Origin of the sequence: Herbidospora mongoliensis (assembly GCF_001570545.1) — a bacterium.
GTDB classification, from domain to species: Bacteria; Actinomycetota; Actinomycetes; order Streptosporangiales; family Streptosporangiaceae; genus Herbidospora; species Herbidospora mongoliensis.
In genome coordinates this window covers 200,336-219,682 of the sequence record NZ_BBXD01000023.1, presented here as the reverse complement: position 1 = coordinate 219,682, position 19,347 = coordinate 200,336, and the positions used below count along the sequence as shown (strand labels likewise).

Here is a 19,347-nt window from a genome sequence, read left to right as displayed (position 1 = left end):
CCCGAATTGTGGACACCGGTTTTAGGCTGCGGCGGTCAGGCTACCTGCGGTTTTCTCGTAGTCGATCGGTGAGATCTGGCCGAGGCGGGAGTGCCGCCTTTTGGTGTTATATCGGGTCACCCACGTGAACACCGCCAGGCGGGCTTCGCCGGCTGATGTCCAGCCATGAGCGCCTTGCAGCGTCTCGCGTTTGAGAGAGGCGTTGAATGATTCGGCGGCGGCATTGTCGGCGCTGGTGCCGACCGCGCCGCGGGAACGGGTGACGCCCAGGCGAGCGCAGGTCTCCTCGAAGTCCTTGGAGCAGTACTGGACGCCGTTGTCGCTGTGGAAGATCGCCCCGTCGAGGGTGCCGCCCCTGGTGCGGGCCGCAGCTTCGAGGGCGTCGGTGACGAGTTTGGTGCGCATGTGGTCGGCGATCGACCAGCCCGCCAGCCGGCGTGAGCCCAGGTCCAGGACGGTGGCGAGGTAGAGGAACTTGCCGTCCCCGATCGGCAGATACGTGATGTCACCCACGTACCTCTGGTTCGGCGCGGACGCGGTGAAGTCCCGTTTCAGCAGGTCCGGGACGGGGGTGGCGTCCAGTTCGGGGATCGTGGTGCGGACCTTCCTGCGGAGGTGCGCCCCGACGATGTGCCGCTCGCGCATGACCCGCTCGACCCGTTTGTGATTGACCTCGAGCCCTTGGGCCTGGAGTTCGGCGGTGATCCGCGGGGACCCGTACGTGCCGTCCTCTTCTGTGTGGATCCTGCGGATCTCGACCGCGAGAGCGTCGTCGGCCCGCTTGCGGGCCAGCCGGGTCGGGGCGGTGGCCAGCCACCGGTAGTAGCTCGATCGGGCCAGCTCCAGGACCCGGCACAACCGCTTCACCCCGAAGGTGTTCTTGTGATCGTCAACGAACTCGAAGCGGCTCACCAGTTCGTCTCGCCCGCGAAAAACTTCGCGGCCTTCCGCAGAATGTCCCGTTCCAGCTCCAACTCCCGCACCCGGGCCTTGAGCTGCTGATTCTCTTCCTCAAGCACGTCATCCGAGGATAGGTTTCCTCGCAAAACCGGCTTGCGGCCAGGCTTCGGCCTCGCGCTGGCCGTCCCCTTCTCCTGCGCGTCGATCACCCACAACCGCAGCGTAGCTCGATGGATTCCGAGATCATCAGCGACCTGCTTGTAGGTCTTGGCCGGGTCCGACAAGAACAACGCCACAGCGTCGGCCTTGAACTCCTCCGGATAGTTCTTCCGCACCATCAAGAACATCTCTTCCCCTGGACCTCAAGATCCAGTCTCCAAGGTGTCCACAATCAGGGGGGAACTCCCGACCGGGCGGGTTCACGCCGGTCATCACCGACCGGTGGATGGACCGCGGATGGCGCCAGGCGTAAATCATGGCGGTACGGGTTCCTACGCTCTGGCTGATCAGGTTGATCCGCTGGTAACCCAGTGCCCTGCGGACGGCTTCCAGATCCTCGACTCGCTGGGGTAACGAGTAGCCGTCGAGGTCGGCGCCGTCCTCGGTCAGTCGTCGCGCACAGTCGGCGTAGGCCTGAGAGGTGCGGCGCGTTGTGTCGGGTCCGGCGAGGTCGGCGGAGTACCGCATCGCCGTGGTCACCTCAGGACAGTCAAGGACAACGGCACCGTCGATGCCCCGGTAGCCGACCAGGACGATGTCGTGCCGGTCAGCGAGGCGGCCGGCTTCCTTGAAGGTCATGTTCGTCTGGCCGGGCCCACCCCCGAGACGGAAGATCGGCTCGCCCGGATCGGGGCCGGTGGCCCGGATGCGGTTCACGGGCAGCGTGATCGGCCGGGAGCCGGGAACGTCGTGGTTCTCGGGGACGGTCAGGGTGCCACAGTCCGCTGGGAGGGCTCCGTTTTCTGTCTCGTACATGCAGGGGTTCAGGGTCAGCGTGCCGACCTCGGCCGCAGGGGAACCGCCGGTGTCGTCGTATCCCGCACACCCAGGTAGCCGAGGGCAAGGGTGGTGAGGGTCATAGCCGCCAGGGCGACGATTCTGGCGGGGGTCAGTCTCGTGGTGTCCATGGCTGACGTCTCCTGTGTGTCAGGAGCGAGTCTGGTGCGAATGGATCGGCGGCTCGCTGACGCCTGCCGGTGTATCGGAGGTAAGGGCAGCCCTACCCCAAACGGCTCAAGGGCGAGAACCCGGACAAGGGGTCGAGCCTGACCCGCAAGGGGTCGGCACCACGACCACGCCACCGAGCGCCCGAACGGTCAGACGGCTAGGTCCAAAGTCGCTGCGGCCGCCGACTCCTGGCCCGACGTGATGATGACGCAGGAGGAGTTCGACCAGCCGACGACCCGCGGCCCGGCAAGCGTCAGCGTCTCTCTTCTGCCGGGAGTGCCCGTCGCAGCGGCTCGTCAGGCAGCGCCGGTGGTGGTACCGAGATCCTGAACGTCCGGCCCGGTCGAGCCCCCGTACGTGGCGATCTTGTATTCGACCGCCGTGAGGGAAAGGGTCAGCTCACGGATCCGGCGGCGGATGGTGTCGCGATGTTCGACCAGCACATCGAGCCGCTCCGGCACCGTGTGCCCGCCGGCATCGACGAGCGAGATGTAGTGCTGCAGGTCACGCATTGGCATACCGGACAGCCGCATCCGGGTGAGGAACACCAGGCGCCGAACCGCTCCGGCGTCGTAGACGCGATGACCATTACCGTCGCGGGCCACCTCGACCAGCCCGGCCCGTTCGTAATAGCGCAGTGTGTGAGGCGAGATGTCGAGGAGGTCGGCAACCTCGGCGATCGTCATCGCCTCGGGCAGATCGGCCAGATCGGCGAGCCGGTGGATCGCCTCGACCGACAGCGGACCGTCGTCCCCAAGCGCTTCGAGCGCCCTGGTCATCAGATCGTCGGTAGCCATGACCACGAGCCTAGATAGGCCGTACCGATGCGGAGACACCCTCGAAGTCGGCGCTGCGGGCGGTCTCGGCCCACCGCTCGACCTCGTCCAGACCGCGCCGGTAGGCACGCGAGATACGCTCGACCGCCTCGCGCCCGAGCGGCAACCGCAGCGGCACCTCGTCGCCGTGCACGAGGGACACGATGATCTCGGCGCCCGCGCCGGGTCACCTTCCTGGCGACCGTCGCTCCCGGCCATGTCCGCACGAACCTTGGCGAGCAAGTCACGGTAGATCGCGGACGGCTCGACGAACTCGAGCACGTCACCCCCGTTGAAGCCAGTCCTGAAACGGCTGGGCTCGACGAGCATCACCCGGATCCCGAACGGCGCGACCTCCCCGGCCAGAGCCTCGGACCAGCCTTCGAGAGCGAACTTCGACGCGGAGTACGCCGACACGCCGGGGAACGACGTCCGCCCACCCTGGCTGCTCATCTGCACGATCGTCCCGGTGCCCCGCTCACGCATCGCAGGCAGCGCCGCCCGGACAAGCGCGGCGGGCCCGAACAGGTGCAGATCCATCAACTCGCGCAACTGCGCATCACTGACCTCCTCGACCGCTCCGACCACGGCCCGACCCGCGTTGTTGACCAGCACATCAAGCTGACCGAAGCGGTCGAGGGTGTCGCACACGAGGTCCGCAGCCGCAGCGACGTCCCGGGCATCGAACTTCGCGACAAGGCAGTTGTCCGGGTACTCGGCCTCCAGATCGGCCACACTCTCAGGCCGGCGCACCGCCGCCACCACATGGTCGCCCGCCGCGAGCGCCGACTCCGCCAGCGCCCGTCCGAACCCGCGGGACGCGCCAGTGATGATCCAGGTCTGTGTCGTCATGGCGGGACGCTATGCCTTCGAGCGCACTCGAACGCAAAACCGACGTAGCCACCAAAACGGAAGATCGCGTCCGAAAAGCGCAAAGGCGGACCTCCACCTGCCGGGTCCGGGATGTTCACGAGTAGCTGTGACCTGGGATGAATCAAGAGTCTGAAGAGTTCTTGGTCGAAGCTATCAATCGCTCAATCGCCCAAAGCCACGCGTTGGACGATAGGGCAGAGCCCCCAACATCGGAAGTCCGAGCGAAGCGAGGCCTTACCAGGGAGCGCGAGGGGCGGAGCCCATCGTAAGGAGCGCAGCGACCCGGAGCGACAGCGACGAGAGGACGCGACAGCGGCCAGGGGGAGCGCGAGGGGGCGAAGCCCTCTCGTATCGGGGGTTCGGGGGGTCGTCCCCCCGGGTAAACGACGAAGGGACCCTAGGGGAAGCCGCCCCAGAGGGGCGGCGACCATAAGGTCCCTGGTCACGAGTGGAGCTATGGGGATTTGAACCCCAGACCCCTTCGATGCGAACGACGATCACCGAACCCGCTGACCTGGGCGATCATGGATCGCCCTGGTCAGAGCTTCATCAGAATCAATCTCGGTGAATCTCGGTGAACCTCAGTGAGGCTCGCTCAAGATCACGTCTCCCATTTTTCTCCCACCCCCGCGAGGCCTACTCCCCCGCCTCGATCCTGATGGCCCACCGGTCGGAGGGCAGGACCTCGTCACCCTTCGCCGTGGTGACGACGAGCACCGGCACCCCCTGGCCGATAGCCAGTCGCCGGCGTTCCTCCTCGCTCGGCATGCGGGCCGTCACCACGGCGCCTGACGGGGTGACCTCCTGACGGTTGTCCTCGCCGCGCACGTACGAGCCGCGGGGCCCGGTGACGATCGCGCCCTCCGCACGGAGGTGCGCGAAGGCCTGACGGACCGTAGTCCGGGAGAGGTCGTAACCCTGCATGAGGTCGTGCTCGCTGGGGAGTCGGTCGCCCGGCTCTAACTCGCCCTTCGCGACCTGGTCCCGGATGATGTCGGCCAGCTGTTTGTACGCGGGCCTTTCCAGGCTGTGGTCAATCCGCCGTCGCCTCCGCATGGACAGCGACCCTACGTAGTGGCGTAACCGCTCTCTGATGTCCCTACATACTGATGATCGGTACGTACCTACAGAACGTTCGTCTACTCCGACGGCCAGTTCTGGGGCTCGGACACGTAAGTCCCTTGCTGGGGAAGGGTGTAGACCCAGCCCTGATCCCGAAGCACGGCGACCGCCCGGCGCACCGTCCCGATACTGCAGTCGTAGATCTGGCTGAACTGGAGCTCGCTGGGGATGGCCTTGTTGGGCTGACGCCGGCCCGACCGGATCTCGGCAGCGACGTCAGCCGCGATCCGCTCGTACGTCCAGGTCTTCCGTGCCGGGAGCTCCTCAAGCTCGGCGACGGGGCCCACGAACGTTCCTCGGCCGGGGACCGCCTCAAGGAGGCCCTCGTCTCTCAGGATCAGAAGGGCTCGGCGAGCCGTCTGCCGAGCCACCCCGAACCGGTCTTTGAGCTCCTTCTCTGAAGGCGCGCGAGACCCGGGCGGCATCTCGCCCTCTTGGATCTCGTCGCGGACGATGTCCGCGACCTGCACGTACAGCTTCACAGGCCCATCCCGATCGAGCACGGACCGCACGTTAGATGTGCGTCTACCTGCATCATTGTCGCGCTACAGGCACTTGCCATTATGCAGACATCCTATTGCTCTTACGTAGACAAGTAAGTGCATGTATATTCCAGCCATGCGATTGCTCACGGTCACTGAGTGGCGCCAGGCCGAACTCGACCAGATCGACGGCCGCCATTGGGATCGGGTCAGCCTCGAAAGGGCCTTCCCTGAGTGGTGCGTCTGGGAAGGGCGTGACTCCAACGGTGACGGTCCCTTGCGTTGGTGGGCAATGCGGCGGCGGGGCCGTGGTGCGGACAACGCCATCTCGGCAGAGACCCTGCGCGAGGTGGCCGAGGAACTGCACAAGGTGGACACCCCCACTCCGAGGCCTGACCTGATCGGGCGAGGGCGGGAGCGGCTCTGATGTCGTACAAGATCGACTACCGTGGCCAGCTGCCGGACGGCGCTCCCGGAATCGCGGGCGAAGTGCTGATGTACGGCCCGAGCGACCAGCTCCTCACGATCTCCGTCACCGGGACCACGATGTCCCAGACGTGGCAGGGCTCCGACTCACCACCACGCACCGACCCGGTCGACCCACGGCCGGCCGACGTCCGCGCATGGGTGTTCAACCGGATCACCGAACTGGAGCGCGACGGCTGGCGCGTGAGCGCCGTCTTGAGCCGCCGCTCGGCCAGATAAGGGTGCCGCGATGGACCAGGACGTCCCGCCCGTTCGGCCTTGGCATGAGGTGGCCACGCACGCTGAAGTAGCCGCCGCCATCAAGGCGGCCCGTGCCGTCCCCGGCCTGCTCGCCTCCATCACGAGCCGCTACCGCTGCTCCTGCGTCCAGAAAGGGAAGCAATGCGGCTGGGACACCGGCTACACGCTGGGCGCGATCTGCCCGCAGTGCCGGGTGACCTGCGACCTCGGGAAACCGAATGTTGTCGAGCCAGGAGAGAAGACGTGGACGGCGTTGACGCGCGGGGCGCTGGTGTCGCTTCCGCTGCTCCATCTGGTGCGGCCGTTGCGGCCTGATCCCTTTGACCAGTCCGGAGCTGAAGTGCCCCCGTACGCTCCGGACTGCTAGACCCCCCGCCCGCCTCGGGAATCTCGTCCTTCAGGCGGGCGGGGCCTCAACGGGCCGTGGTGTCGGGGTTGGGAGAGCTCGGCACCACGGCCTCGCAAGACTCGGCATGGCCAGCTTCCTCGAAGGGTCCGAAAGCAACCCGACCACCCTGGCCCTGCCGACTCCCGTCACGCTCGGCGGCGTGACGGGATGGGCCGTGGCGCGGATGGCTTGTCAGGCTATGTCCGCGCCACGGCCCGCTACCGCAGTACGCTGCCCCCGAAATAGAGCGGCCCCGGCGACGCTGTCACGTCCGCCCGGGGCCTAGCTCAGCCCATCTCCACAGGACAGAGACGAGCGGAACCAATGAAAACCCTAGACCCTGACACCGCCCGCCGCCGCAGGTCCGCGCGCCTCGTCGCGACCGTCGCCGGCGGCCTGGCGCTGCTGCCGATCGCGGCCGGCGCCGTGGTCCTCATGACCACCTGGTGGCACATCGCCACGGCGGCCGGGCTCCTGCTCGCGGTCGAAGCCGCCGCCGCAGCCGCGCTGATACAGCTGCTCGACCTCGCCCGCGTCCCCTACGTGCCCGCCCGGGTGCGCGAGATGAACGCGCTCCAGACCGCCCATGATGAGGCGCTGCTGCTCGCCGAGAAGGAAGCGCGGCGGGCGGGGAAGGAAGCGCGGCGGGCGGACATGGCGGCCGCGTGCCGGGAATCCGAGGCGGCCGAGGCCGACCTCATGATCGGGAACTTGCGCACCGCGTTGAGCGCGGCCCGCGCTGTACCCGAGCCGGGCCCCGCCGTACCCGACGGACCCGAGCACCGGGTACGCAAACGCCTGGCGATGCCCCGGCGAACCACGGCCGCACCTGAGCGGGTTCCCTCCATCCGCGACCTCAAGGCCAAACTCGGCGTAGGCCAGGCCAAGGCGGCCCGCGTCCAAGCTGTGCTCGCCGACGTCGCGGCCTGAGCTGGACAGACGCCCGGGTACGCGCTGTACCCGGGCATACCTCGTAGCTGGGGTTCCAATTTCCTGGTAGCCGGGTGAACTCTGGGTCGGTTTGGAACGTCCCACATGTCACTCCCATCCCCCTGACCACGAGGTGCCCATGGGCTGGATCAAGGACGCAAAGGCCGCTCAGCTCCGCGAGGAGGCCGAGCGCGCTCTGAAGGAAGGTCGTTACACCTTCGCCCCGCGTCTCAACACCCCAATGACGCAGCACAACCTCAGCGGCTCGATCGCCGGCTGGGCCGAGATGATCGAGATGATCGAGAGCGTCGGCTGGCAGATGCAGTTCTGGAGCGTGTCGACCGACCCGAAGGGCCGGCCGGAGGCGTACCCGCTCTTCCGCCGCCGGGCCTGACCCACAACGAAAACGCCCGCCCCTCCCGGAGGAGGGGCGGGCGTTCGTGCGTCGCAGCGGCCTACCGCAGAGGCGTCCCGAAGACTTCCGGAACGAGGCGGCGGCCGCCGTCGTCCTTGGGCGCGGCCACCGGGGTCACCTTGCGGCGGGCGGACCAGAACGCCCAGATACCGGCCACGTAGGTCAGCCAGTCCTGGACGTCCTGCTCGTCCACCACCCAGTCGGCGGGCACCCAGCCGAGCAGGTTCAGCACGCGGACGATCGCGACCACCGCGATGGCCACGATGAGTCGGGCCAGCAGAGGCTGGCGCTTGATGAAGTCGGCCAACATGAGATCACCTCATGATCTTTCGAGGAGAGGGGGCAACCGGTCGGCCATGGATTGGGGCGATGCCACGGAGAGGCCGCCGGACAGGTGAGGCCGCGATCAGGACGCGGGCGAGGGGGACGGCGACGGGCTGGGCGTCGACCAGACGCAGTCGTACGTCGCGGTCTTGGCGGTGCGCGTCGCCAGAGTGCAGGTCTTGGTCTGGCCGGGGAAACGCTCGACGAGCTTCTCCACCGCCCGGCCGAGCTGGGTGGGGACCAGAACCTTGGTCTCGTCGTCCAGGCAGGCGCCATGCTGGGAGCGGCTGAGTTTCCGGCGCTCCAGCTGGCGCCAGTCGCCAGTGCCGAGGTCGATGCACACGCCGAGCACCGTCACGGGCGGCGGCGGTACTGCGTGGGTCTGGCTGGCCAGCGCGGCGCCGACCGGGACCAGGGTGGACAGGAACATCGCGGCGGCGGCCGCGATCGCCAGGGATCGTTTCACCGGGTTACTCCTCGGGCTCGGGTGAGATGGAGACCTGGACCGTGACCCGGTCGAGGGCCTGCTCGATCCGGGCCAGGAACGCGTCGACGTCGACGCCGCCGGCGTTGCCGAGCGCAGTGGCCAGCTCGCGGATGACGGCGGTCTGGGACTCCTCGCGGATGCGGGCCGCGTCGAGCTGGCCGGAGATCTTCCTCAGCCACGTGCCGTGGTTGGCGAGGATGTTGCCGGCCTGCCAGGTGGGGTTTTCCTGGTCGCCGTAGGGGACCTTCAGCTCGTACTGCCACAGGTCTTTCGGTGGGGGCATGTCGTCTACTCCGTTCGCCGGGTTCGTCATCAGGTGGGCCACGTCGACCCGGAACTGGTGCATGTTGAGCGAGTGGGGGTCGACCTTGCTGGTGTTGACTTCCTTGTGGCCGCACACGCGGGAAGCGGTCAGTCCGAACTCGTTGCACAGCTCGGCCGACAGGGCCTTGAAGGCGCGCAGCTGGTCGGCGGGCCAGGGCGTCTTGCCGTCGTTCTCGGCCTCGATGCCGATGCTGTTGCTGTTCTGGTGGTGGCGTGAGGTCGATGGCGCGTTCTGCCAGGACTTGCCCGCCGCCACGACGTGGATCTTCGCGCGGCGGCTGAGCCAGAACTGTGAGAGCGGGCCGTCCAGGCCGGGGCGGCCGTCCCGCACCACGTGCAGGTCATTCCAGCCCGCGGTGTGGTGACACACCACGCCCTGGATTGGGTACATCTCGCCGTGGCCACGAGTACGCCATCCGGGTTCCTCTACCACCTCGAAGCCGGTGCGCCTCGCGACGTCGGCGAGCTGGGTGAGCCAGGGCATGCGGCAGCCCTCCGTTCAGGAGTGGGGGCCGGCCGAGGTCTACGGCCGGGGACGGTGGGCGCGCTCAGCGCGGCGCTCGCGCAGCTCGCGCGGCAGGGCTCGCAGGATGATGGCCAGCAGCCATCCGAGCACGACGGGCAGCAGGGCGAAGGTGGCTAGCCGGAGGTAGGGCCACCAGGACCACTCGCCGATCAGGAGGCGGGCCATCCACACGTCGATGATCACGGCGACGGTGGCCATGTAGGCGAGCAGGTGCCGGCCGTAGCCGCTGGTCCACCAGCGGAAGCCGAGCCCGTAGACCAGCGTGCACGCGTTGGCCAGGACGGCAACGACGACGATCATCACGCTACCGGCGGTCTCGATCATGGACACCTCCCAGCGCCTCGTCGAACAACCTGGAGATGCCGTTGCGGCGGGTGTACTCGCGCATTCGTGCGCCCATCTCGGTAACGTCGCGCCACCGCTCGCGGACCTCGTCGAGGCCAGCCTCGGAGACCTCGCGGGCGTGCCGAGCCTCCTGCATGCCGCTGGTCTCGGGGAGGGTGGGAGCCGCGCAGTCGGCGGGCTCGGGATCCGGGTCGCGCCTGCGTCTACGCCACATCATGGGCCACTCTCCTCGCGGGGGTCGGCCGGCGACTCGCCCAGGGCGCGGCCGTACAGGGCCCGCATCACGCCATCCGTTACTCGTGCGTACTCAAGCAACGTCGACACCTGGTTTCCCTGCTCGCGGCGCGCCGCCTCGGCCGCCATCCACGCGGCCCGGAACTCGGACGCCTCCTGGGCCTTCTCATCTCCCCGCTGTTTGGCGACCGCGACCAGATCGTCGCCTCGTTTGTTCGCGGCAGCGACGAGCTCGTCGTGACGCGACTTGGGGATCAGCTGCCCGCGGATCACCAGGCCTAGCGTCCCGACGACGAGCCCGACGCCGAGGGCGACGAGCGAGCCACCCCAGGGGATCGATGCGAGCCAGTCCACTACGCTCCCGGCGGGGTCGCGAAGCCGAGCATCCCGGGGAAGGAACCTGGGGGCTTGAGGTCGAACGTCGGTCGCACGGGTCCGGCCATCTGGGCGCGCTGCCACTCCACCGCCATCCGGCGGCCGGCGACACGGACCGGGTCAAGCCGGGTCAGGGTGCGGATCGGGTCGAGCGGGTCGGTGGGGGCGCGCCGTTCGGAGCCGATGTAGACGAGCGCGGCCTGGCGGTCGGCGCGCCGGGCCGGGGCCAGCCGGACCCGGTGCTCCTTCACGGCGGCGACCCTGGCCAGGTGGGCCTGCAGCCGGTCGGTGTCGGAGACGCGCGGGGTGGCCACCGTGGGAAGGCCGTGAATGACCTTGAGGACCTCTTCGGCCGTAGGGTCTGCCCACACCAGCGGGTCGTTGGGGTCCGGAATGAACGGCTCATGCAGGATGACGTCCAGCAGCGTGGCGGTGTCCTCATGATCAATTCCGTACTCGGCGCATCGCCATTCCAGCGTCGAGTGCGGGAAGACGTGTATCCAGTTCCGGCCGTCAGGCCGAACCTGGTAGACGCCCCACATGGGGTTGCCGCCGTCGCCGACGTGCACAGGTTCGGCGGGCGGGCCGCCGGTTTCGGCCGCGGCTGCCGGCACCTTGATGCTGGCTGGGCTGTGCGAGAGCTCGGCGTCCCAGATGGTCCACGTCTGCAAGATTCCTCCCATCGTTAGTGCCGGTGAACCCACCAGTAGACGGCTTTGCCGGAGTAGACACCGCCACCGATCGACCACTCGACTACGAACCCGGATTGGTTGCTGCCGACCAGGCACCAGTAGAAGTTCGCGGTCACGGCGCCGTCCCTCACGGTCACCACGGGGCCCATGTTCCCGGTCATGGTGGAGCCGTAGGTGTAGTTGGCCCCGGACAGGCCAGAGCTGACGGTGTCGCTGCCCGCGAGGATCCCGGCGGTCGGCCCGAGGTCGGCGTAGTCCCACCATCGGCCGACGTGCCTGGTCCTGCCGGAGCGGTCGAACCAGAAGTACTGCTCGTCGCTCGCGTCGTGGAAGAACCCGTACCTGGCGTAGTCCTCGGTGAGCTCCATCAGCCCGCCGTTAGCCGCGTTCAGGGCGGCGTTGCGGACCTGCATCTGCATGTACCCGGCGGCGATCGTCGTCTGGCTCGCGGCCGTGACGCCGGCGTTGGTGCCTGAGGTGATCTCCCACATGGCCTCGCCGGTGAAGCCGTCACCCCGGGTCCTCTGCCGGGTGTAGTTGGCGCCGCTGTTCGGGTAGAAACGCATCTCCGGGTAGGCGGCGCCGGGGGGCGCGAGCTCGATCCGCTGGCCGCTGGCGGCCGTCCTGATCCAAGCGCCGGTGATGGTCTTGCCGTCGATCGCGGTGGCGGCGATCGCCGCGGCGGTCACCGCGCCGGCCTCGATGGCGTCGGCGGTCACACTGTTGGCCGACAGGTGGCCGGCCTCGATCGCCTCGGCCGCGATCAGCAGCGCGGTGATCGACTCGGCCACGATCTTCTCGGCCGCCACCAGGCTGCCGTCGACGATGTTCGCGCCGCTGACGACCTGGCCGATCAGGTCCGTGTCGACCAGGGGGACGGTGGCGATCGTCGCCTCGTCGCTGGGGTCGGACTCGTTGCCGGCGCGGTCGACGGCCGTCAGGTGGAACGTGCGGTCCTCGCCGTAGGGCTGGCCCGCCACGACGTAGGAGCCGCCGATGCGGAAGGCCCCGATCTCGATGGCCGGGTCGACGCCGTCGGTCATGAAGATCTTGGCGTGGTCGAAGTCGACCGGCATCGGCCCGGGCGCGGGGTTCAGTCCCTGGCCGTCCCAGGTGACGTAGATGATGCCGAGCCGGGTCGACAGCGTCGGCGTGGTCGGGACGGGCGGCGGCGTGACGTCGTTCGGGATGAGCACGGCCAGGGTGTCGGAGAACACGCCCTTGGTGCCCTCACTGACCGCCCGGACCTTGAAGGCGTAGGTGAAGCCGACGCTCAGCGGGCTGTAGGTGGCGGTGTTGTCCCCGCCGTCGGTCGAGGTGATCTGCTGCCACGGCTCGTCGACGTCGTTGATCCGGGCGTGCAGCTCGTAGGTGTCGACGTCGATGGCCACCGACGAGACGTCCTCGGTCACCAGGCCCCACGCGGCGGTGATCTGCCCGCGCGCGAACCCGTACTGATCGACGTAGGCCAGCGGGTCGACGATCAGTCCCTCGGGCGCTGCCGGCACCCGCCCGGGCGGGCTCTCTGGCGCGGGCTCCACTCCGGTCCCGCCGTCGGCGGCCGACCCGCCCAGGATCCCGGCCGACCGGCGGGCGAGCTTGATGTCCCTCTCCAGGAACCGATCGTTGAGCACCAAGTTGCCGCCGACGACACCGGCCTCGTCCTTGGTGAGAGTGATCTGCCGGACCCGCAGCGACTCCATGACACCGCCGTCGCCGGGCGCCAGGATGTGGTCACCGGGCCGGTAGTCGATCAAGGGCAGCCACTCGGCCACCTCGACCGTGATCCCGCGCGTCAGCTGGACCCGCTCGCGGCCCGCACGGGCCAGCGCCTCTTCGGCCAGCAACTGGGCGGTGCCCTCATCCGTCACCCCGCCCTGGCCCTGATACTGCTCCCACCGTCCCCACGGTGTGTCGGCGCCGGGGTTCTCGACCTCGACCCGGAGCGAGCCCTCGCCCTGAATGAGGATCGCCGAGGCGGCCTCCTCGTAGGTGCCTTCGACCGGGGCCTCGGTCACGTCCCGCCCGAACCGCAGGTCGACCGGGTCGGGTCCGCTGGCCAGGTCTCGGCCGAGGGTGGTGTCGCCGTTGTAGACCTGCAGGGTCCGGCCCTGGGTCCTGAAGTCGATCAACCCTTGCTCGGACAGGTTGATCAGCACGGTCAGCAGGTCGACGCCGATCTCCATGTAGACCGTCATCACGTGGGACCAGGCGTTGCCGGCCGAGTCGTGCGTCGTGGTGAAGTCGTGGTCCAGGCCGGGGATGGTGCCGCGGCCCTGGCCCTCCTGCAGGAAGGTCCGCAGGATCGCGCCGGGGCTGACGCCCAGGAAGGGACGCTTGCCGTCGACCAAGGTACCGAGGTCGTCCGGCGGGTACAGCACGCACTTCTTGGCCTGCCAGATGTACCCGGGGCAGGAGTACTCCCGCGAACCGGTGACGTCGACGTCGTCGCCACCGCGGCCGATGCGCATGAACCGGGCGTCGGGCGGCTCCACCCACTCCCCGCCGGTCACCAGGGCGCGGTACTCCACGGCGATCTCGCCGACGGTGGCCAGGTGCTCGTACCCGGGCGCCTCGGTGCTGTACCCGACGGTCAGGCCGGGCACGTCGCCCAGGGGCATCCCGGCCTCGAAGGTCAACGGCGAGGCGAGCAGGCCGCGCCGCGCCCCGTTGGGGTGATAAGCGACCAGCCGCAGATCGAAGGTCACAGGTACGCCCTTCGAGCCCGGATGGCCAGCCTGGTCGCGCCACTGGTCCCCGGTGCTGTGCCCCCGACCTGGATGAGACGCGAGTGCGCGTCATGTCCGTAGATGCTGGGCGTGAGGTGCAGCCACCGGTAGGCCGAGCCGGGGCCGGTCGAGTCGATCAGCCCGGTGACGTCCTGGCCGTCGGCCAGGTCCCACGTGTCGGTGTCGACGACGGCCGCGCGCATGCGCCCGCAGTCGATCAGCAGCCGCTCGCCGCCCGACAGGTCGACGTCGGCGACGACGCTCCCGCCGGAGGCCAGATCGTTGACCACGATGTCGTCGCCGGCCGGGCCGGTCACCCGGATCAGCGCGTCGGTGATCTCCCCCGAGCAGCCCGACAACGGGGTGGCCACGTACGACCAGCCGTCGAGCCGCCCACCGGACCACGTAGCCGCGGCGACGTCGCGCCAGAAGACTCCGGGGATCCGAGCGGCCATGGTCAGCCGGATGGCGTTCGCGCCGGCGAGCAGTTCAGGTTCGGACCCGGCGTTGAACTTCGCGTCGGCCTGGCGGATCATGCCCTCGCCGATGTGGTGGCGCAGGTCGACCAGGCGGTGGGGTGGCATGAGCAGCGCGATGAGCGCCTCCATGTTCCGCTCAAGATCGGCCTCGGTGCCCGGACGGCCGTCCGGGCGGCGGCCGCGCACGTTGAACGTGAACGGCAGCACCGTGGGCTCCAGGTCCTCGCGCGGCATGGGCAGCTCACCGGCGCGACCGGCCAGCGCGACGTTGATCCCGCGGCGGGCCGGGATGGCGCGGCGGCCAGTGCCCTTCTCCAGGTACCACAAGCCGAGCGGGTGATCGAGGGCCAGGCCGTCGACGGTGTAGGTGCTCATGCGAGCCCGAGCGCGCCGACGAACTGCAGCGACCGGTTCGTCGTCTTGGACGTCGGCTCGGCGACGGGGTAGTGGTTGGTGACGTTCAGGTTGACCGTCCTTCCGGGACCCGCAGGGACCAGGCCGGGGCCGTCGCCTCCGGGCGCGCCGCCGAACCGGGGCGGCGGCGGGGTGAGCTCCTCGCCGAGCTTGGTGGCGATCGCCGAGGCGGCCTTCAGCAGGCGGGCCCGGCGGGCGAGCAGACCGCGCAGCATGCCCAGCATGGTGTTGCCACCGATGCCGGCCATGACCCGCGACGGGCTCTTGATCTTGAGGGCTTTCTTGATCGCCTCGGCCATGCTCTTGCCGATCGCGACCATCTGGGACTCAAGGGTCTTGATCTGGGATTTGATGCCGGACAGGAAGCCCTTGCCGCTCTGTTTCCCGGCATCGAACAGGGCCGAGGCGGCGGCGTTGCCGACGTTCTTGGCGGCCTTGTCGATCCCGGACTGGGCGGAGTTGATGGCGCCGAAGGTGGTGGCGTCGGCGTCCAGGAACATCTTGGCCAGGGGCAGGCCCTGCTCCGGTCCGGCCCCGATGATCTGCCCGAGCAACGATTTGTTCAGGCCGCGCTTGGCCAGCTTCTTGATCGCGGTCCCGAACTGGCGCAGCTGGCTGAGCTTCTGCTGTAGGCCGCTCTGGACCTGGCTCGCGTTGGTGACCCCCTCGCCGAGGTTGGTCACGCTGGCGAAGTCACGGGCCGCGGACGCTACCTCGTTCGCCTTTTCCTGGGCGGACTTCATGACCTCCAGCAGGCGGTTCCGCTCGCCGACCAGGTCGCGCAGTTCGCTGGTGCCCTTGGCGATGGTGGCGACCAGACGGTCTTCGACCTTGCCCTCGAAGGTCTTCTTGACCATGTCGGTGAGCTTCTTCGAGCTCTCCTTGATCTTGGCGAGCCCGTCGTCCATGCCCTTCGCGACGCCGTAGGAGACCATCTTGCCGATGACGGCCATGACCTTCGACGGGCTGGCGATGCCCAGGGCGTCTTTGACCCAGCCGGGCATGATCGACGAGAAGAAGCCGAGGATCTTGTCCTTGAGCCAGCCGGCGAGGGCTTGAATCCCGTTCCAGAGTCCGGTCAGCAGGTCGCGACCGGCGTTGACCAGGAGTTTCCCGAGGTTGCCCAGGGAGGACAGGATCCGGCCTGGCATGCCCTTGAGCCAGTCGACGACCTCTCCGGCCTTCTTGATCGCGGCTTGGGCGAGCTGGGAGAACCAGGCGCCTACCTTGCCCGGGAGCGCCTTCAGCCAGTCGATCGCGGACACGACCGCCTTGACCCCGGATTCGATCTTGGACTTCAGCCAGGCCCAGGCCGCGCCGGTCTTGTCCTTGATCCACTCCCAGACCTTGCCGATGACCTCTTTGATCTTGTCCCAGTTGGCGACGATCAGCGCCACGACGGCGATCACCGCGGCGATGATGATGCCGATCGGGCCCATGGCGATCAGCCAGGCGAGCGCCACCCGGGCGGCCTGGGCCAGGGCCTGGGCGCCCATCAGCACCCAGCCGGCCACGACCCGCGCGGCGGTGGCGGCCATCGAGGCGACCATCCGGGCTGCGCTGGCCAGGAAGCTCGCCGCGGTGGTGGCGGCGGTCACCGCGAATCGGCCCATGGCCGCCCCGCCGGTGACGAGCTTGGGCCCGAGTTTGACCAGCCCGCCGTAGAGGAGGCCGACCCCCTTGATCAGGGGGAGGAGCTTGGTCCCTACGGTCCCGGCCACCATGGCGAACGCCAGGAACTGGGTGACCACGCCCTGCGCGCCGGGCGGCAGGGACATGATCAGGCCGGCGATCGCGCCGAGTGGCCCGACGAGCAGCCCCAGGATGGGCAGCAGGTTGCTCGCGGTCTGGCTGATCAGCCCGAAGACTGTGGCGAGCTGCTGCTGGCCGCCCGCCGATTGGGACCAGGCGGCCATGCGGGCGGTGAGCTGCTCGATGGTGGTGAGCAGGTTGCCGCCATCGCTGTTGGCGCCCTTGAAGAGCCCGCCTATGAACGCGCCGATGTTGACGGCGATCCGGCCGAGGCTGCCCAGGGCCGAGGCGCCACGCTCGGCCCAGTCGGTCAGCTTGGCCGCGCCCTCCTTGGTCTTCAGGAACGCGGCCGCGGCCTTGGCGCCGTTGACGACCCAGGCGGCGAACCGCTGGGCCAACGGCATGCCGAGGTTGACCAGCCGCAGCAAGATCGTGATGAGCGGGGCGACCCCGCCCTTCAGGGTCTTGACCACGCCTGAGGTGCCGGAGAAGACCTTCGCCAGCTGGCCCTTGAAGAAGGGCGTCGCCGCGACCCGCAGGCCCTCGCGGCCGAGACCGTTGATCTCCTTCGCTACCCCGACCATGCCCTTGCGGGCGGTGGGCAGGACGTTGGCCGCGGCCGCCTTCAGCGGGCCGGTCAGCCGCTCGAAGAGCTTCTCCTGTACGGCCTTCTGCAGGGGGTCCCAGGCCTTCTTCTTGAGGCCGGCGAACTCCTTGACGAAACCCGCAGCGTTGGGAGAAAGCCCCTTGAGGGCCTTGTCGAGCTTGGCCGCGTCGCCCTCGGCGACCGCCGACATGGCGTCGCCGACGCCGGTCAAACCGACCTTGAGGGTCAGGCTGGCCACCTTCACAGCGGCCATCGCCGCTGGTAAGGCGAGTAGCGCCCCCGCAGCGGGAGCAAGCGCGCCGGCCAGCTGCAGCGCGCCACTGGCCATGACGGCCATGCCGCCGGCCTTGGCGATGCCGTTGAGCCGCTCGGCCCGCGCGGCGATCGACTCCAGCCCGGCCAGGGTCCTGCTGACGCCGGACTTGAAGTGCTTGGTATTCAGGCCAAGCTTGATCATCAGGGTCTTGAGGGTGGCCACTGGTCACCCCCATCCCTGCCGTCAGTCCGTCTCCGGTTCTGGCGTGGTCCGGGCGTCGGTGCCGCCCAGCTGGGTGTTGATCTGCTTGATCCGCTCGTACAGCTCTTGCGGGCTCATGGGCTCGCGGCGGTCCCAGCGGAACACCAGGTCGGCGACCGTGAGGGCGCGCTTGCCGCGCTTGCGGTTGACGTTGAGGATCGCGGCGGTGACCTGGGCTGACTGGTAGTCGCCGCGTGCGGACCCGAGCGGGCCCGCCATCTGCTCGTAGATCATCCACTCGGTCAGCTCACGACTGCTGATCTCCCGCAGCAGCTGACCGACCGTCTTCCCGAGGTGGCTGGCCAGGCGGAAGTAGAAGGCCCGCTCAGGGCGGGCCCTTATTCCCCCTCAAGCTTCTCCACGTCGTCCTCGGCGAGCCCACTCAGCTTGGTCGCCACGTCGGCCACACGGCCCAGGGCCGCCGCATTCTTGCGCCCCAGCGCGGCGATCTGTTCCTTGCTGAACAGCAGCTGGCCAGCCTCGTTGACGATGGTGAGCTGGGCGAGCTTGGCGCGGAAGTTCTCATTGCGGACCTGGTTGTTCTTGCCGATGAGGGACTGCTCGAAGCGGTCCCGCTCGGTGCCGGTCAGGCTGCGCACCTTGACGGTTCCGCCCCATTCCGGAACGGCGACGTACTCGAAGGTCCGGTCGGCAACCGCGATGATCTCGTCGGCGGTGAGCAGCACCGGTGGCCCGGCCGGCAGCGGCGGCGAGATGACGTCACCGGTGCTGTACCCGGGGCCCGGCTGCTCGGGGTAGAGAGGGTTCACGCGCTCGCTCCGATGATGTAGATGTCGTACGCGACCGCTGTACCGGAGCCGGAGTTGGCGACCTGCAGCAGGTCGCCGGTCCCGGCGGTCACGGCGTAGGCGGTGGCGTCTTCCTCGCCCGCCCACAGCGCCAGGCCGGCGGCGGGGCGAAGGACGATCTTGTCGGTGGCGTCACCGAACGGCGTGATCCAGCCGTTGGAAGCCACGCCGCCGATCACGACGTTGTTGACGTTGTCGGCGTGCGCGCGGATCGCGAGCATCTTGACCCGGGCGAACACGGCCGGGCCGCCGAGTACGTCCTCCAGCGAACCGGACAGGTCGAGGCTCTCCGACCCGGAGGCGGCCAGGGTGCGCGTGTCGGTGAACACGCGGTCGGCCGCGCCGGCGCCCGTGCCGGGTGCCAGGGCCACGACGTGGCGCAGGTCGGTGAGGGCCTCGGGGTCGGACAGGTCGGCCTGTCCGGTCAGCCGGGTGATCAGCGACAGGGTGAGCTTGGTTCTCAGGCTCATCGTGCTCCGTTCGGGTTAGGAGATGACCGGCTTGCCGGACACCTTGAAGGTGACCTCGGCCGAGAGCAGGTCGTCGAAGGGGCCCTCGGGCGAGAAGCCGGTGAGGATGGCTTGGAAGTCCCACTGGGCGCCGGTGATCTCCGGCCAGATCAGCCGGTAGTCGCGCGGCTCGTCGTCCTCGAAGTCCTCAATGAGGGTGTCGTGGTCGCGCGGGTCGTACCGCAGCTCCAGCGACACCTCACCGCCGTCCTTCAGGCCGCCGAGGAACGTGCGCCACTTCTCGGCCGAGTCGTGGGCGGTGGTCTCGTAGTTCTCGCGCTCGATCTCCGGGCCGCCGACCGACGTGACGCCGGCGGTCGCGGTGTAAGTGGCGGGCGACTCGCCGTCGCTCCGAAGGAACTGGCAGCCGAACCCGTCTACTGCGGACATCGGCTCACCTCCTGGG

At 68.7% G+C, this 19,347-nt stretch carries 25 protein-coding genes; 5 read left to right on the top strand and 20 right to left on the bottom strand.

Annotated elements, in window-relative coordinates; translation table 11 throughout:
• Window positions 1–21 precede the first annotated feature (21 nt).
• The 6 genes from AW272_RS34570 to AW272_RS34545 form a co-directional block, all read right to left on the bottom strand.
• Window positions 22–1,238 (bottom strand): IS3 family transposase gene (locus AW272_RS34570; RefSeq protein WP_157519053.1). Its coding sequence is split into 2 segments (ribosomal slippage): window positions 22–935 and window positions 935–1,238, totalling 1,218 coding nucleotides; the frame shifts between segments, so codons are not numbered across the junction.
• Window positions 1,147–1,587: an alpha/beta fold hydrolase gene (locus tag AW272_RS46140; RefSeq protein ID WP_369408800.1), complete on the bottom strand. Its 441-nt coding sequence runs from the start codon at window positions 1,585–1,587 to the stop codon at window positions 1,147–1,149. The genes AW272_RS34570 and AW272_RS46140 overlap by 92 nt, the downstream gene beginning before the upstream one ends.
• Window positions 1,588–1,889: 302 nt before the next feature.
• Window positions 1,890–2,027 carry a hypothetical protein gene (locus AW272_RS42740; protein WP_157519047.1) on the bottom strand — a complete coding sequence of 46 codons (138 nt, stop codon included), beginning with the start codon at window positions 2,025–2,027 and terminating at the stop codon, window positions 1,890–1,892.
• Window positions 2,028–2,363: 336 nt separating this feature from the next.
• Complete coding sequence (locus AW272_RS44590; protein WP_218011158.1) at window positions 2,364–3,734, bottom strand: SDR family NAD(P)-dependent oxidoreductase; 1,371 nt, start codon at window positions 3,732–3,734, stop codon at window positions 2,364–2,366.
• 657 nt (window positions 3,735–4,391) lie between these two features.
• Window positions 4,392–4,811, bottom strand: a complete 420-nt coding sequence (locus AW272_RS34550; RefSeq protein WP_066374024.1) for a GntR family transcriptional regulator — start codon at window positions 4,809–4,811, stop codon at window positions 4,392–4,394.
• Window positions 4,812–4,894: 83 nt separating this feature from the next.
• A complete protein-coding gene (locus tag AW272_RS34545) occupies window positions 4,895–5,359 on the bottom strand; it encodes a GntR family transcriptional regulator (protein ID WP_169807682.1) in 465 nt (154 codons plus the stop codon).
• 136 nt (window positions 5,360–5,495) lie between these two features.
• On the opposite strand from AW272_RS34545, the gene AW272_RS34540 reads away from it, so the two are divergent.
• From AW272_RS34540 to AW272_RS34520, 5 genes are all read left to right on the top strand, one after another.
• Window positions 5,496–5,786: a hypothetical protein gene (locus AW272_RS34540; protein WP_157519045.1), complete on the top strand. Its 291-nt coding sequence runs from the start codon at window positions 5,496–5,498 to the stop codon at window positions 5,784–5,786.
• Window positions 5,786–6,064 carry a hypothetical protein gene (locus AW272_RS34535; RefSeq protein ID WP_066374016.1) on the top strand — a complete coding sequence of 93 codons (279 nt, stop codon included), beginning with the start codon at window positions 5,786–5,788 and terminating at the stop codon, window positions 6,062–6,064. Before AW272_RS34540 ends, AW272_RS34535 begins: the two co-directional genes overlap by 1 nt.
• Window positions 6,065–6,113: 49 nt before the next feature.
• Window positions 6,114–6,452 (top strand): hypothetical protein, encoded by a 339-nt coding sequence (locus tag AW272_RS34530; protein WP_218011157.1) that lies wholly within the window; start codon window positions 6,114–6,116, stop codon window positions 6,450–6,452.
• A gap of 345 nt (window positions 6,453–6,797) precedes the next feature.
• Window positions 6,798–7,403: a hypothetical protein gene (locus AW272_RS34525; protein ID WP_066374013.1), complete on the top strand. Its 606-nt coding sequence runs from the start codon at window positions 6,798–6,800 to the stop codon at window positions 7,401–7,403.
• Between the two features lie 139 nt (window positions 7,404–7,542).
• Window positions 7,543–7,797, top strand: coding sequence for a hypothetical protein (locus AW272_RS34520; protein ID WP_066374008.1), 255 nt, complete (start codon window positions 7,543–7,545; stop codon window positions 7,795–7,797).
• 61 nt (window positions 7,798–7,858) lie between these two features.
• On the opposite strand, the gene AW272_RS34515 is transcribed toward AW272_RS34520, so the two are convergent.
• From AW272_RS34515 to AW272_RS34450, 14 genes are all read right to left on the bottom strand, one after another.
• On the bottom strand, window positions 7,859–8,128 hold the full coding sequence (locus AW272_RS34515) for a hypothetical protein (RefSeq protein ID WP_066374003.1): 270 nt from the start codon (window positions 8,126–8,128) through the stop codon (window positions 7,859–7,861).
• Between the two features lie 96 nt (window positions 8,129–8,224).
• Complete coding sequence (locus tag AW272_RS34510; protein WP_066374001.1) at window positions 8,225–8,608, bottom strand: hypothetical protein; 384 nt, start codon at window positions 8,606–8,608, stop codon at window positions 8,225–8,227.
• A 4-nt stretch (window positions 8,609–8,612) separates the two neighbouring features.
• Window positions 8,613–9,437, bottom strand: a complete 825-nt coding sequence (locus tag AW272_RS34505; RefSeq protein ID WP_066374000.1) for a peptidoglycan recognition protein family protein — start codon at window positions 9,435–9,437, stop codon at window positions 8,613–8,615.
• Window positions 9,438–9,476: 39 nt separating this feature from the next.
• A complete protein-coding gene (locus AW272_RS34500) occupies window positions 9,477–9,803 on the bottom strand; it encodes a putative phage holin (protein ID WP_066373998.1) in 327 nt (108 codons plus the stop codon).
• Window positions 9,784–10,041: a DUF7620 family protein gene (locus AW272_RS34495; RefSeq protein WP_066373996.1), complete on the bottom strand. Its 258-nt coding sequence runs from the start codon at window positions 10,039–10,041 to the stop codon at window positions 9,784–9,786. Before AW272_RS34495 ends, AW272_RS34500 begins: the two co-directional genes overlap by 20 nt.
• On the bottom strand, window positions 10,038–10,412 hold the full coding sequence (locus tag AW272_RS34490) for a hypothetical protein (protein ID WP_066373994.1): 375 nt from the start codon (window positions 10,410–10,412) through the stop codon (window positions 10,038–10,040). The genes AW272_RS34495 and AW272_RS34490 overlap by 4 nt, the downstream gene beginning before the upstream one ends.
• Window positions 10,412–11,104: a hypothetical protein gene (locus AW272_RS34485; protein ID WP_157519043.1), complete on the bottom strand. Its 693-nt coding sequence runs from the start codon at window positions 11,102–11,104 to the stop codon at window positions 10,412–10,414. The genes AW272_RS34490 and AW272_RS34485 overlap by 1 nt, the downstream gene beginning before the upstream one ends.
• 14 nt (window positions 11,105–11,118) lie before the next feature.
• Entirely contained in the window at window positions 11,119–13,833 is a 2,715-nt protein-coding gene (locus tag AW272_RS34480) for a phage tail protein (RefSeq protein ID WP_066373990.1), read from the bottom strand.
• Window positions 13,830–14,708, bottom strand: a complete 879-nt coding sequence (locus AW272_RS34475; RefSeq protein WP_066373988.1) for a hypothetical protein — start codon at window positions 14,706–14,708, stop codon at window positions 13,830–13,832. The genes AW272_RS34480 and AW272_RS34475 overlap by 4 nt, the downstream gene beginning before the upstream one ends.
• The gene (locus tag AW272_RS34470) at window positions 14,705–17,584 is read right to left on the bottom strand and encodes a hypothetical protein (protein WP_066373986.1); all 2,880 of its coding nucleotides are present in this window, start codon (window positions 17,582–17,584) and stop codon (window positions 14,705–14,707) included. The genes AW272_RS34475 and AW272_RS34470 overlap by 4 nt, the downstream gene beginning before the upstream one ends.
• A 21-nt stretch (window positions 17,585–17,605) precedes the next feature.
• Window positions 17,606–17,869, bottom strand: a complete 264-nt coding sequence (locus tag AW272_RS34465) for a phage tail assembly protein T (RefSeq protein ID WP_439649175.1) — start codon at window positions 17,867–17,869, stop codon at window positions 17,606–17,608.
• A 92-nt stretch (window positions 17,870–17,961) separates the two neighbouring features.
• Entirely contained in the window at window positions 17,962–18,393 is a 432-nt protein-coding gene (locus tag AW272_RS34460; protein WP_245657873.1) for a hypothetical protein, read from the bottom strand.
• Complete coding sequence (locus AW272_RS34455; RefSeq protein ID WP_066373979.1) at window positions 18,390–18,902, bottom strand: hypothetical protein; 513 nt, start codon at window positions 18,900–18,902, stop codon at window positions 18,390–18,392. Before AW272_RS34455 ends, AW272_RS34460 begins: the two co-directional genes overlap by 4 nt.
• A 15-nt stretch (window positions 18,903–18,917) precedes the next feature.
• Window positions 18,918–19,331 carry a phage tail tube protein gene (locus AW272_RS34450; protein ID WP_066373977.1) on the bottom strand — a complete coding sequence of 138 codons (414 nt, stop codon included), beginning with the start codon at window positions 19,329–19,331 and terminating at the stop codon, window positions 18,918–18,920.
• Window positions 19,332–19,347 lie beyond the last annotated feature (16 nt).

What these genes read in the sequence shown, in the direction of transcription:
- AW272_RS46140 (WP_369408800.1), bottom strand. Translation starts at nt 1,587, where the DNA reads ATGCGGTACTCCGCCGACCTCGCCGGACCCGACACAACGCGCCGCACC.
- AW272_RS42740 (WP_157519047.1), bottom strand. Translation starts at nt 2,027, where the DNA reads ATGGACACCACGAGACTGACCCCCGCCAGAATCGTCGCCCTGGCGGCT.
- AW272_RS44590 (WP_218011158.1), bottom strand. Translation starts at nt 3,734, where the DNA reads ATGACGACACAGACCTGGATCATCACTGGCGCGTCCCGCGGGTTCGGA.
- AW272_RS34550 (WP_066374024.1), bottom strand. Translation starts at nt 4,811, where the DNA reads ATGCGGAGGCGACGGCGGATTGACCACAGCCTGGAAAGGCCCGCGTAC.
- AW272_RS34540 (WP_157519045.1), top strand. Translation starts at nt 5,496, where the DNA reads ATGCGATTGCTCACGGTCACTGAGTGGCGCCAGGCCGAACTCGACCAG.
- AW272_RS34535 (WP_066374016.1), top strand. Translation starts at nt 5,786, where the DNA reads ATGTCGTACAAGATCGACTACCGTGGCCAGCTGCCGGACGGCGCTCCC.
- AW272_RS34525 (WP_066374013.1), top strand. Translation starts at nt 6,798, where the DNA reads ATGAAAACCCTAGACCCTGACACCGCCCGCCGCCGCAGGTCCGCGCGC.
- AW272_RS34520 (WP_066374008.1), top strand. Translation starts at nt 7,543, where the DNA reads ATGGGCTGGATCAAGGACGCAAAGGCCGCTCAGCTCCGCGAGGAGGCC.
- AW272_RS34515 (WP_066374003.1), bottom strand. Translation starts at nt 8,128, where the DNA reads ATGTTGGCCGACTTCATCAAGCGCCAGCCTCTGCTGGCCCGACTCATC.
- AW272_RS34505 (WP_066374000.1), bottom strand. Translation starts at nt 9,437, where the DNA reads ATGCCCTGGCTCACCCAGCTCGCCGACGTCGCGAGGCGCACCGGCTTC.
- AW272_RS34500 (WP_066373998.1), bottom strand. Translation starts at nt 9,803, where the DNA reads ATGATCGAGACCGCCGGTAGCGTGATGATCGTCGTCGTTGCCGTCCTG.
- AW272_RS34495 (WP_066373996.1), bottom strand. Translation starts at nt 10,041, where the DNA reads ATGATGTGGCGTAGACGCAGGCGCGACCCGGATCCCGAGCCCGCCGAC.
- AW272_RS34475 (WP_066373988.1), bottom strand. Translation starts at nt 14,708, where the DNA reads ATGAGCACCTACACCGTCGACGGCCTGGCCCTCGATCACCCGCTCGGC.
- AW272_RS34455 (WP_066373979.1), bottom strand. Translation starts at nt 18,902, where the DNA reads ATGAGCCTGAGAACCAAGCTCACCCTGTCGCTGATCACCCGGCTGACC.
- AW272_RS34450 (WP_066373977.1), bottom strand. Translation starts at nt 19,331, where the DNA reads ATGTCCGCAGTAGACGGGTTCGGCTGCCAGTTCCTTCGGAGCGACGGC.